Raw genomic sequence first — 12,135 nt, 5'->3', positions numbered from 1 at the left:
CCCAACCTGGCAGATTTTTGTGACAAAGCCTCAAAATCTACCAGGTTGGGGGTGCGAAACAGCAAAGTATAGGAATAAGAAATGAGCGAGTTTTTACAAGTATGTTCGGTAAACGACTTGGTGAAGGATGCCGGTGTTGCGGCATTGGTGAATAACAAGCAAGTCGCATTGTTCTATATCGACGGGCAAGTTTATGCCATTGATAACTATGACCCTTTGGGGCAAGCCAATGTCATGTCTCGTGGTATGACAGGTGACCGCCAAGGCGAGTTGACGGTAGCATCTCCCCTGCACAAAGAGCATTACAGCTTGATAAGCGGTCAATGTTTGGACAAGGAAGGGATTGCGATTTCAGTCTATCCTGCGAGAGTGGTGGGTGAAACAGTAGAAGTCGCCGTCAGTTGATTGTTATCAAAATGAGCGCTGACTTGGTGCAAAAGTTGTATTTTGGGGATTTTTGCGACTTAAAAAGGCAACGCTATTTAGTATGAAAAATACGCTAAATTATTGAAAGTAAAGTGTTTGTCTGTAACTGGAATACATCCAGCTAATATTAAACATAGTTAATAGTTGAGTTATGAGGCTCACTTGGTCGAAAGGCCAGGTGGGCCTTTTTGCGTTTTAGGGCTTCTGAAATTTTGAAAAGAGGCGCGGAACGGATGCCAAAGGAAAATTTGAACAATGCAATCCGCTGAACAAAAGCCAAACACCATCAAAACCACCTGCCCTTATTGTGGCGTTGGTTGCGGCATTGATGTCACGCCGACATCGACACTGGGCAAAGTGAAAGTCGTTGGCGACAAGCTGCACCCTGCCAACTTTGGGCGCTTGTGTGTCAAAGGTTCGGCCACGGGCGAAACGCTGGACTTTGAAGGCAGAATGCTGGCACCGCAAATTAACGGTGAAGTGGTCGATTGGGAAACCGCTTTGACAGAAGTGGCCTCACGTTTTCAAAAGACAATTGCCGAGCATGGCCCTGACAGCGTGGCGTTTTATGTTTCAGGGCAGTTGCTGACCGAGGATTACTACGTTGCCAATAAGTTGATGAAAGGCTTTATCGGCACCTCAAACATCGACACCAATTCCCGCTTGTGCATGGCGTCTGCTGTGGTGGGTTATAAGCGTGCATTCGGTTCGGATACGGTGCCATGTAGTTATGAAGATTTGGAGCAGGCAGATGTGATTACGCTGGTCGGCTCCAATGCCGCTTGGGCGCACCCCATTGTCTATCAACGCATCGCCGCGGCGAAAAAAGCCAACCCAGATATGAAAGTGGTGGTGGTTGATCCACGTCGTACCGCGACTTGTGACATTGCCGATATTCACTTGGCTGTACGTCCGGGGACGGATGCCGCTTTGTTCAATGGTTTGTTGAATTATCTGGTGTCCACTGACGCAGTGGATGCCGATTATATCAAGCACTTCACAGAAGGTTTTGAGGAGGCGTTGGCGGCAGCCAGCGAACAAAACGGTATTGCTTCAGTTGCCGAGCAGTGTGATGTCAGTGAACAGGATTTGGCGCAATGGTTTGTTTGGTTTGCAGAGAATCGCAAGGTGGTGACGTTTTATTCGCAAGGCGTGAATCAATCCAGCAGTGGGGTGGATAAATCCAATGCCATCATCAACTGTCATTTGGCGGGCGGCAAAATAGGTTATGAAGGGGCAGGGCCTTTTTCCATTACTGGGCAACCGAATGCGATGGGTGGGCGTGAAGTCGGTGGTTTGGCAAATCAGATGGCGGCGCATATGGATTTCACTCAGGCTGAAAACGCCGACCGTGTTGCTCGGTTTTGGCAGGCGTCGAACATGGCGAAGCGAGAAGGCCTGAAAGCGGTGGATATGTTCCAAGCCGTGGCGGACGGCAAGATTAAAGCGATTTGGATTATGAACACCAACCCAGCCGTTTCCATGCCGAACGCCGATGCGGTCAAGGCGGCACTTCAAGCTTGCGAAACGGTGGTGGTCTCAGATTGTATGCAAAGTACCGATACCACCGAGGTTGCCGATATTCTGCTGCCGGCACTGACTTGGGGGGAAACATCAGGTTCCGTTACCAACTCAGACCGTACCATCTCTATTCAACGTCAATTCATGCAAGGTCCAGACTTGGCAAGAGCCGATTGGTGGTTGATTTGCGAAGTGGCAAAACGTATGGGCTTCGCCTCAGCGTTCGATTATGCCTCTCCGGCAGACATCTTTGATGAGCATGCACGTTTATCGGCCTTTGAAAATGGGTCTGGTGCAGGACAATCTTTACGTGATTTTAACTTGTCTGCTTTGGTGGGTTTAAGCGAAGAAGATTACCTTGATTTGAATCCTATCCAGTGGCCTGTGGTGACGAAAGATGCACAAGGCAATCCTCAAGGCACCAAAAGAATGTTTGAAGACGGTTTATTTTTTACTCCAAACCGTAAAGCGCGCTTGATTCCGATTACGCCAATGCCGCCAAAGAGTCTGCCAACTAAAGACAAGCCTTTTGTCTTCAATACCGGGCGTATTCGTGACCAATGGCACACCATGACCCGTACCGCCAAAACCGGAAAATTGATGGCTCACCGAGATGAACCCTACTTGTCTTTGAACCCCATGGATGCACAGGCACTTGGTTTGCAAAAGGATGGACTGGTAAGAGCATCCAACGAGCTGGGTGTGTTTATCGGGCGTGTAGAAATCAACGATGCGCAAAGACCAAAAGAAGTGTTTGCGCCAATGCACTGGACCAATCAATACACCAGTCATGGCAAGGTCGATATCCTGGTGGCGCCGAACGTCGACCCCATGTCCGGCCAACCTGAATCCAAGCATTCAGTGGTAAAAGTTGAAGCGTTCGACACCCGTTGGCAGGCAGTGGTATTAAGCCGAGTCGCCATGGATATGTCAGAGATCACTGCCCAGTTGATGCGAGCAACCAATGCTTGTGACGAACTTTACTGGGTGAAGATCAAGGGGCAGGAATTCTATCGCTACGAGTTGGCGGGTAACTTTGATTTGCAAAGTAATTTGCAGGCTTTTCAAGCTCTTTTGATGCAGTCCGAACTGAGCCATGACAAACAAATCGACGAGTTGGATTGGATGGAATATGAAGATGCCAACCGTAAGCAAATCCGTCTGGCGTGTTTGTCGGACAACCGTCTGCAAGCGGTGATGTTTATTGCGCCGGTGGATAAGGAAAGCGCCTCAACGGGTAAACCTTGGCCGTTGCTAAGTCGCGATTGGTTGGGCATGTTGTTCGAGCAGGAGGAACTGGCATCAATGGCAAGAAGAAGTCTACTGGCAGGAAAAGCCAGTGGTGCGAAGGATGTCGGCAAGATTATCTGCTCTTGCTTCAGTGTCGGTTTCAACACCATTGTCGAAGCCATACAAAACGATCATCTGACCTCGGTGGAAGCCATTGGTCAGGCATTAAAAGCGGGAACCAACTGCGGCAGTTGTGTGCCTGAACTACAAGAAATTTTACAAGAAACTTTAATGGAAGTGACCGAGTTGGTTTAACCGGTCGTTGGAGGTGTGATATGGATTACTTACCGATTTTCATGAATATTAAACAGCAGCCTTGCCTGATTGTTGGTGGTGGTGTGGTGGCAGCGCGCAAAGCGGATTTGTTTATTCAATCCGGTGCACAGGTAACGGTGATTGCGCCAACCTTAAAGTCTGAGATGCAGTCTTTTTTGAACCAAAACAAAGTGACTTGGCATCAAGGTGTTTTTAGTCCGAAGGTGATGGCAGAAGTGTTCGGTGCGCAGTTGCCGAAACTGGTGATTTCCGCAACCGATAATCAAGCGGTGAATATTGCGGTTTATGAGTATTGTCAGGCAACCGGTATTCCCGTGAATGTGGCGGATCAAACTGAATACTGCGACTTCATTCTACCGGCGATTGTCGATAGAGCGCCGATGACCATTGCGATTTCAACCGGCGGTCGTTCTCCGGTGTTGGCGAGAGTGATGAAAGCCAAATTGGAAGCGATGATTCCTCATGGGTTTGGTCGATTGACAGATTTAGTCGGACGTTATCGCGGCAAGGTTAAAGCTGCGATAGCTTCCATTGAGGGTCGTAAGGTATTTTGGGAAAGTTTGCTGGATGGCTTGTTTATCGATAAAGCCGTGCATGGATTAGACGGTGAGGCAGAAGCTATGCTGGAGAAAAAACTTGAGCAGGCAGACAGCTTTGAAGAGGCTGCGGCGGGTGAAGTCTATGTGATCGGTGCAGGGCCGGGGGATCCTGAATTAATGACCTTCAAGGCACAGAGATTGTTGCAACAGGCGGATGTGGTGTTGTATGACCGTTTGGTTTCTCCAGAGATTGTTGACATGGCGCGTCGAGAAGCTGAGCGCGTTTATGTCGGTAAAAAATCCAAACATCACGCAGTACCGCAAGAAGACATTTGCCGCATGTTGGTTGAGTATGCCAAGCAAGGCAAAAAGGTGGCGCGTTTGAAAGGGGGAGACCCTTATATCTTCGGGCGCGGCGGAGAAGAGATCGAAGTTTTGGCGAAAGCTGGGGTGGCTTATCAAGTGGTGCCCGGCATTACTGCGGCGGCAGGGTGTGCTGCCTATGCGGATTTCCCTTTGACGCATCGTGAGTTTTCGCAGTCAGTGGCGTTGGTGACCGGGCATCAGCAAGAAGGGGGAGGTGCTATAGATTATGGTCGATTGGCACATTCTGGTGACACCATGGTTTTCTATATGGGAATCAAGAATGCACCAAAAATCCAAGCAGGTTTGATTGCGCACGGCATGAATCCAGATACGCCAGCAGCGATTATCGAACGTGGTACGCGTGTTGATCAGAAGGTGACGGTGAGTTCTCTTGGTAAGTTGACGGAAACCATCGCCAAGCAAGCGATTAAACCACCGGCACTGTTGGTGGTGGGGGAAGTCGTCAAGGTGCGTGAGCGCATCCAGAATGCTAAGCGTTTTGTGCAACAGACAGAGCAAAGCATGCCTCTTCATAAGATAGCGGTTTAAAGATGACAGTAAGCGATCATCCATTCAGTCACTATCTTCGTATTCTAGGCAAAGGCCCGAAAAGTCGTCGTCCTTTGACCGAAGAGGAGGCCGTGGAGGCTTTGGCAATGATATTGGCAGGAGAGGTGACCGATAAACAGCTGGGCGCATTTCTGTTGCTGATGCGTGCCAACGGCGAAACGCCATCGGAGTTGATAGGGTTCGTCAAAGGCTTGAGAAGTGCTTTGGGGTTGGAAGGTGATGCGCCGAGTGCTGATTTGGATTGGTCGTCTTATGCAGGGAAATGGCGTTATCCGCCTTACTATCTGTTGAGTGTGAAGCTGTTGGTGCAAAACGGCTTTCGAGTTTGTTTGCACGGTGATGACGGTCAGTTTAGCAACCGTCATTATGCACAGGCGTTTTTAGAAGATTTGGGAGCTTACGAGGCGACCAGTGTGGCGGATGCCAAGCAACATATTGCACAAGGTGCGTTGGTGTATTTACCCTTATCGGCTTATGCCCCGCAGTTGCGTGAGATTTTGCATTTAAAGTCGGAGTTGGGGGTGAGAACCGTATTCAACACGGCGGTGAAGTTGTTGAACCCACTGAATGCGCCTTGTGCAATCCAAGGTATTTTCCACAAGGGTGTGGAAAATTTACACCATGCCGCCGCGCAAGCGTTGGCAACGCCGAAAAATTTGGTTTTCAAAGGGGAAGGCGGAGAGGCGGAAATTCGTCCAGATGCATTGACGAATTTGTTTGTTTCTCAAGCTTTGCATCCGAGCGAAGTGCCTGAATCCATTGCGTTTAAAGGCATTATTGAGCGTCAAACCCGCCCGAAAACTTGGGAACCGGATGATGTGATGCGTTTATGGCGTGGGGAAGCCGAGGATGTTTATGGCGAAGGTGCGGTGATTGCCAGCGCGGCTTCAGCATTGATGTTGATGAAAGATGTATCCATTGATGAAGCAGTCGTGCAAGCGAAACAGTTTTGGCAAAAGCGAAATGACTAAGTTGTGGTGCATTGATGCGTACCCCAACCTGGCAGATTTTTAGCGGTATTCAATAGTATTTAATGTAGGTGTTTGTATGTTGCAGAAAAATCCAAACAACTTGAGTCAGTACGAGGAAGTGAAGGCATTTGTTCACGCACAGTTCCTGGCGTTGCAGGAAACGGAAATGTTGCCGTTGCAGGATTTGGTTGGGCGTGTATTGGCGGAAGACATAGCATCTCCTTTGAGTTTGCCGAGTTGGCCGCAAAGTGCGATGGACGGTTATGCCTTTTCCAGTCAGGCAAAGGGTGGTTTTTTGCCAGTAGTCGATTGTCTGTATGCTGGTGAACCACCTAAGCAAGTGGCTGGTAATGTTGCCGTGAGAATTATGACAGGCGCTTTATTGCCCAAAGGTTTAGACACGGTGGTGCCGTTTGAAGAAGCAATGGTTCAGTCTGACTCAAACTTTGAGCATACTGAAAAATTGCTGAAACCAGCCCATTTGGCGGTAGGGTGGCATGTTAAACCAGTTGGATCAGATGTCCAGCAAGGACAGGTTTTGTTGGCAAAAGGACATAAGATATCTACCAGAGATATTGGCTTGATCGCATCTGTCGGCATTCATCAAGTGAAGGTGTTTCGTAAAGTCAGAGTGGCTATTTTGGCATCGGGAGATGAGTTGTTAGTGCCGGGTGAAGCTTACCGTCTGGGAAAAACCTATGATGCCAACAGTTATCAGATTGCAGCTTTGTGTGCGACTTTGCCGGTCGAGGTGGTGGCTTGTGTGCGGTTGTTTGATGATGTTGAAAGTGTTTCCAACGCTTTGAATACTTGGTCGCAACAAGTAGACGTGGTGCTGACATTGGGCGGCGCATCGGCAGGACAAAAGGACTTTATCAAGACAGTGATGGCATCCTATGAAGAATCTTGGTTTTGGAAGCTGTCGATGAAACCCGCAAAACCTTTTGCAATGGCGCGTCAGCACAAGGGCGCATGGGTTCTGGCATTGCCGGGAAACCCGTTGGCGGCGTTTATGAGTTTTCAGTTATTTGCATTTGAGGCATTGGCAAAACTGTCTGGTCAAGTTCCTTGGCAGCGAAAACCCACCAGTCAGAGACTACTCTCTGCGATGCCGACTCATTTAGATAAGGCAAGGTGGATTCAAGTCATGAAAACGGAACTGGGGGTATTGCCGATGCCAAATGTATCTGCCAGTCAGTTAAGCGTTTTGTCCGGAGCGAGTGGTTTTATTCGACTGTTACCGAATGTCGATTATCACGAGGGCACCTCAGTTGAATACTGGGCATACGATTGTGCAAAGTAAATCGCTAAGTAAGTTACCAAGAATAGGGATCATCCTGCTTTCCGGTGGAGAAGGTAAGCGTATGGACGGTGTCGATAAAGGTTGGTGCCTTTATCAGCAAAAACCGTTTGTACGTCAGGTATTGGACGCTTTGACTGAACAGTATCGTGAGCTTTGCCGATTTGGGCAGTTCAGACGAGATATTTTTATTAGCGCCAATCGCAATTTAGAGGATTATTTGACGCTGGGTTACCCTGTGGTGAGTGATAAACGGCAAGGATTTTGTGGGCCTTTGTCTGGTGTTGAATCAGTAATGTTGGCTGCAAAATACAATAACCCTGACATTGAACGTTGGATAACCTATCCGGTTGATTCGCCTGAAGTGCCTTCCGATTACTTGTATCAAATGGCATCAGTTGAAGCCGACAGCTTAGGCGTTTGGCAGGCCAATGAACGCTACCATTTTGCCAATCTGTCATTACCTGGAGAACTGTTGTCGGACATGACCGTCTATTTGAATAGCGGGGAGCGTTCTATCAAGGGGTGGTTGGCGCAGTTTTCGGACAAGACGGATTACCGCCAGAGCCGCTATGAGGACAACGCAGGTGGCGAAACTCCGTTCTTGAACTTAAACCATCAGACCGATCTGGTTTAATCCGGGATATTAATCGGCTGACGAACTTTTGCCAGCAATAACAAACTGAACAGACTGATTAAACTCATCAATAGCGTAAAGCTGGAAACGCGTTGCAAAGTGCCGTCATGCAACTCACTCATCACAACCCCCATCACGCCGCCAAAAGCGAAAATACTGGAACCGATCAGCGCGTTTGCGGTGCCCGATATGTGCGGGAAGAAGTCCATGTAACTTGCCAGAATATTTGGGGTGATCGCGCCCAATAATCCGATGACGAAGAACATCAATAGCAGGATGACAAAGACATTTGGGGTGAACAGCCATTCGTAGCCGATGAGTACAAAAGAGAAAAATGACTGAGCGATAAGGACGCCAAGCACGATTTGTCTGGGTTCATAACGTTTTAGCAAACCGATATTGACGCGATTAAAGAAGATGACACCCAAAACGACCAGCCCGAAATAAAATGGAAAGCTTTCTGGACGAATCTTAAATAGTTCCATATAGATAAACGGCGACTCGGAAATATAGATAAACAGAATGCTGCTGGCAAAACCTTGTGCCAGTAGAAATCCGATAGCGCGTTTATGGGTGAGAACCGATTTGTAGTTGCTTAACAAGCGACTTAAAGGTTGTTGTCGGGTTTGTTGTTTACGCTCCGGGGTGATGGTTTCCGGCAGGGTGAATTTTACAAGAGCAAAGAGTAGGGCCGCGTAAAACGCCAAAAACAAAAAGATGCTATGCCAGTGACTGAAATGCAAGATAAGTGAACCGATGCCGGGCGCAATTAACGGGGCAATCAACATCACTAGCGCAATCATGGAAAATACGCGAGCGCTGTCTTTACCGGAAAATAAATCTCTGACCGTTGCGGAGGCAACAACGGTGGCAAACCCGCCGCCGACTGCCTGTAGCGCACGAATCCAGTATAGTTGGTCGATGTGATCGGCAAATGTCATTAAGATTGAGGCGACAAAAAATATGCTCAGACCGATGATGGCAATGGGTTTTCTGCCAAATCTATCGGATAAAGGACCGCCTAGGAGTTGACCCAAAGCAAAGCCGATCAAAAACAGGGGAACGGTAATGCTGACTTGATTGAGCGTCGCTTCCATTTGTGAGGAAATGGCGGGCATGGCCGGCAGATAGGTGTCGACCGAAAAAGGCGTTAAAGCGACCAATGCACCCAATCGTGGTGCCAGGTATTTTGCTGTCAGGTGTGACATTCGGATTTTCCCGGATTAGTGGTGGGCATCCCCGGCAATTGCCGAGGGTAAAAGAGCAGTAAGTTTAGTGCAACTCGAATGTCGCGTCTAGTCCAGTCAGGTGTTAACTGTGGTTATTACGTTTTGTTACGATGCTTTTGGTTGATCCAATGAGCCAATACGCGCGACTTCATAGCTTCCCGTTTCCGTGTCCAGTTGATAGATATTGAAGTTGGTATCCAAATCAAAGTGTTTCAATCGTCTGGCATAGTTGGTGGAAATACTCCCTTCTGGAGAATGCACTCGGTGGAAGACATAAGGATCCCAACCTAGAATTGCCGCGCCATCATGAATTTTCTCGCCGTTGTGATAGATGGCATCGGTGGTGACTTCAAAGGTTTCCACTTGTCCGTGTTGTTGCGAGTAGAGTTCGACAACGCGTTTGCCTTGATGCACCACCAGCTTATCTTCCTGGTCGGTATGCATATACCAGTACCAAGTATCATCACCGTCAATTAGCGGGCTACGACCATCCTTGCCGTGTATGACGAGGTCAATACCGGAGAGGTCTTCCAGCACGTTGTTGATGCTGAAGAACTGGACATTTGGCGTATTTCTAAGCGGAGATAAAGGCAAGATAAAGCAAAGGTTTTCGATATAGATCTGGCGAGCGGGAGGTTCGATTTTCATAATTCTCAACTGTCTTTTTGAAAGGTTGTGATGATTTTTTTGATTGCTGATGAACGGGGTGAACCTCGTTGTCCACACAATGCCATTGCCTGCTATAAAAGGCAGAAACAGCAGTATTCTCCTTTAAGTTAAACAACTGCTAGGCAAAAATCAAGAACGGAAAGCAGATTGTCTCGAAACTATCATATTGAGAACAAAATTTTCAGACATGAAGGGTCAAAAGCTCGTCCCAATGAGTGGTATAACGCGAAGACATTAGTTGGCGTTTCATTTGCCAGGCGGTTTTGTTTTTAATACCTTCAGAGAGAAGATAAAGGCTGTTTTTGCCGAGTTTATGGTTGAGCTCATCTGAAAGCGAGACCATTCGTGTAACTTTTTGTTGATAGGCTTCATCAATCTGAGGTAGGAATAAATCTGCCTGATAAGACAGATTGTTGGTGATTTCAGACAGGACGATACCGGCTTTATGGTAAGCATAACCGGCACGCCATATTTTCTTGAGCCCCAACCTGGCAGATTTTGCTAGTAAAATCGTGTTATCAGTTGGGTAGTCTAGCGGTATTGTCATGGCCGGACAGTAGCTATGGCTCGGTTTGTTAAAAGGACTGGTCTTAAAATAAACGGTGAGTAATTGGCAAGTAGACTTCTGCTTGCGTAACTTACGCGAAGCGATGGCAACATGCGAAATCAAGGCTTGCTCCATATCCTTTGGGCTGGTGACAAGATTGCCGAAAGAACGAGAGGAAATAATTTGTTTTTTGTCATCGTTGTCACGGGTTTTCAAACAGGATTCGCCATTGAGTTCTCTGACCGTACGCTCCAAGGTGATGGAAAAGTTTTTTCGCACTTGGCTGAGTGGCAGGGTTCTCAAGTCTTCAACAGTATGAATGCCTTTCGTCTTCAATTGATTGGCAAGTCGGCTACCAACCCCCCATATTTTGCCGACATCGGTTTTTTGAAATAGATGTGTTTTGGTCGCCTCTGATAAGTCTGCAAGGTTTAGAACGCCCTGATTGTCTGCATATTGCTTCGCCCAGTGGTTTGCCAGCTTTGCCAAGGTTTTAGTGGGCGCGATTCCCACGGCAACGGGCAGGTGTAGCCATTGAAATACGGTATGTCGGATGTCATTTGCCAAGTCGTTGAGGTTGATGTCGGTCATGCCTGAGAGGTTCAAAAAGCTTTCATCAATGGAATAGATTTCCTGATAGGGAGCAAACTGCGCCGTCACTGCATGCATACGGTTGGACATATCCGCATAAAGTTCATAATTCGAGCTAAAAACGGCAGTATGATGTTTTTCCAGCAGGCTTTTAACCTTGAAGTAAGGCTGAAACATCATGCTGTTGGCTTTGGCGGAACGAAACCCATGAACCCCTAGGCGTAGATGATGGGCGTGTTCGGAAAAATCAATTTTCTTGGCAAGTGCATTGGCAGAGACAATGCAGCCGTCGTTGTTGGAGAGTACGACAACCGGGCGATTCCATAACGCGGGGTTGAATGCCATTTCACAAGAAGCATAGAAGTTATTGCCATCAATCAGGGCGAACATTGACATAGGGGTTCCAAACGTTAGGTTTCACAAAAATTTAAAAGAAGGAAACTTGAAAAGTGTTACACTATTTTAAGAATAAGACTCACCGAAGAGCAAATCATTTTTTTGAAATAGGCGTTTAAAAGCTTAAAAAGGTCTGATATGACGACACGCACAACTAAAACCATCAAGTCGGCCAAGCCGACGTCAAAAAATAGCAATACCCATGGCGGCGCACGTGAAGGTGCAGGCAGAAAAAAAGGGAGCGGTACTTACGGCGAACCGACCAAAGTTATGCGTGTGCCCGAATCTAAGGTCAGTGTGATAAAAGATTGGCTTGAAGAAGTTTCAGGTAGCGAACAGCAAGTAGCAGAACTTGATGCGCTACAACGTGTCGCAAAGGGCAAGGCTAAGGTTCAGATACCCGCAGCAAGCAGCGAAGTGCTGTTACCGCTATACAGCCATAAAGTGGTTGCTGGCTTTCCAAGCCCGGCAGACGACTATGTGGAAATGGTGTTGGATCTCAATGAAAAATTGGTGCGCAATAAGGCAGCGACTTTTTTATTGACGGTTCAGGGCGATTCGATGAAAAAAATCGGCATTAAGGACGGTGATATCCTGGTAGTCGATAAAAGTTTGACACCTTCGGATGGCAAGATTGTTATTGCTGCGGTCGACGGTGAACTGACCGTTAAACGCCTTTCAATCAAGTCTACTGGAACTTGGTTGGTGCCTGAAAATGATCATTATCCACCGATATTGATTCGAGAAGAATCGGATGTGGTGATTTGGGGGGTTGTGACTTCAACCATCTCACTTCTTTGATATGAG

10 protein-coding genes are annotated in these 12,135 nt (G+C 47.6%); 7 read left to right on the top strand and 3 right to left on the bottom strand.

All coding sequences use genetic code 11. The annotated features are described in order from the left end of the window. Window positions 1–81: 81 nt before the first annotated feature. The 6 genes from nirD (at window position 82) to F8R13_RS07975 (ending at window position 7,896) form a co-directional block, all read left to right on the top strand. Window positions 82–405 carry a nitrite reductase small subunit NirD gene (nirD, locus tag F8R13_RS08000; protein ID WP_152833418.1) on the top strand — a complete coding sequence of 108 codons (324 nt, stop codon included), beginning with the start codon at window positions 82–84 and terminating at the stop codon, window positions 403–405. A gap of 276 nt (window positions 406–681) precedes the next feature. Beyond that, the gene (locus tag F8R13_RS07995) at window positions 682–3,492 is read left to right on the top strand and encodes a nitrate reductase (RefSeq protein ID WP_152833416.1); all 2,811 of its coding nucleotides are present in this window, start codon (window positions 682–684) and stop codon (window positions 3,490–3,492) included. Between the two features lie 20 nt (window positions 3,493–3,512). Beyond that, a complete protein-coding gene (gene cysG / locus F8R13_RS07990) occupies window positions 3,513–4,967 on the top strand; it encodes a siroheme synthase CysG (protein WP_152833414.1) in 1,455 nt (484 codons plus the stop codon). Between the two features lie 2 nt (window positions 4,968–4,969). Further along, window positions 4,970–5,959: a glycosyl transferase family protein gene (locus F8R13_RS07985; protein ID WP_152833412.1), complete on the top strand. Its 990-nt coding sequence runs from the start codon at window positions 4,970–4,972 to the stop codon at window positions 5,957–5,959. A 76-nt stretch (window positions 5,960–6,035) separates the two neighbouring features. Then, window positions 6,036–7,262, top strand: coding sequence for a molybdopterin molybdotransferase MoeA (locus F8R13_RS07980; protein WP_152833410.1), 1,227 nt, complete (start codon window positions 6,036–6,038; stop codon window positions 7,260–7,262). Further along, window positions 7,252–7,896 carry an NTP transferase domain-containing protein gene (locus F8R13_RS07975; protein ID WP_172967736.1) on the top strand — a complete coding sequence of 215 codons (645 nt, stop codon included), beginning with the start codon at window positions 7,252–7,254 and terminating at the stop codon, window positions 7,894–7,896. The genes F8R13_RS07980 and F8R13_RS07975 overlap by 11 nt, the downstream gene beginning before the upstream one ends. On the opposite strand, the gene F8R13_RS07970 is transcribed toward F8R13_RS07975, so the two are convergent. The 3 genes from F8R13_RS07970 to F8R13_RS07960 all read right to left on the bottom strand — a co-directional run bounded on the left by F8R13_RS07970 (window position 7,893) and on the right by F8R13_RS07960 (window position 11,328). Continuing rightward, window positions 7,893–9,104, bottom strand: a complete 1,212-nt coding sequence (locus F8R13_RS07970) for a multidrug effflux MFS transporter (RefSeq protein ID WP_152833406.1) — start codon at window positions 9,102–9,104, stop codon at window positions 7,893–7,895. The two genes, F8R13_RS07975 and F8R13_RS07970, sit on opposite strands and share 4 nt — an antisense overlap. A gap of 126 nt (window positions 9,105–9,230) precedes the next feature. Beyond that, a complete protein-coding gene (locus F8R13_RS07965; protein WP_152833404.1) occupies window positions 9,231–9,773 on the bottom strand; it encodes a hypothetical protein in 543 nt (180 codons plus the stop codon). A gap of 202 nt (window positions 9,774–9,975) precedes the next feature. Further along, on the bottom strand, window positions 9,976–11,328 hold the full coding sequence (locus F8R13_RS07960; protein ID WP_152833402.1) for a Y-family DNA polymerase: 1,353 nt from the start codon (window positions 11,326–11,328) through the stop codon (window positions 9,976–9,978). A gap of 138 nt (window positions 11,329–11,466) precedes the next feature. Here F8R13_RS07960 and F8R13_RS07955 point away from each other — a divergent pair, with 138 nt between their 5' ends. After that, window positions 11,467–12,129, top strand: a complete 663-nt coding sequence (locus F8R13_RS07955) for a LexA family transcriptional regulator (protein ID WP_152833400.1) — start codon at window positions 11,467–11,469, stop codon at window positions 12,127–12,129. Window positions 12,130–12,135 lie beyond the last annotated feature (6 nt).

Source organism: Hydrogenovibrio sp. JE_KL2, assembly GCF_009296185.1.
Lineage (GTDB): Bacteria > Pseudomonadota > Gammaproteobacteria > Thiomicrospirales > Thiomicrospiraceae > Hydrogenovibrio.
The sequence above is the reverse complement of the archived record's forward strand: the minus strand, read 5'-3'. Positions and strand labels throughout refer to the sequence as shown.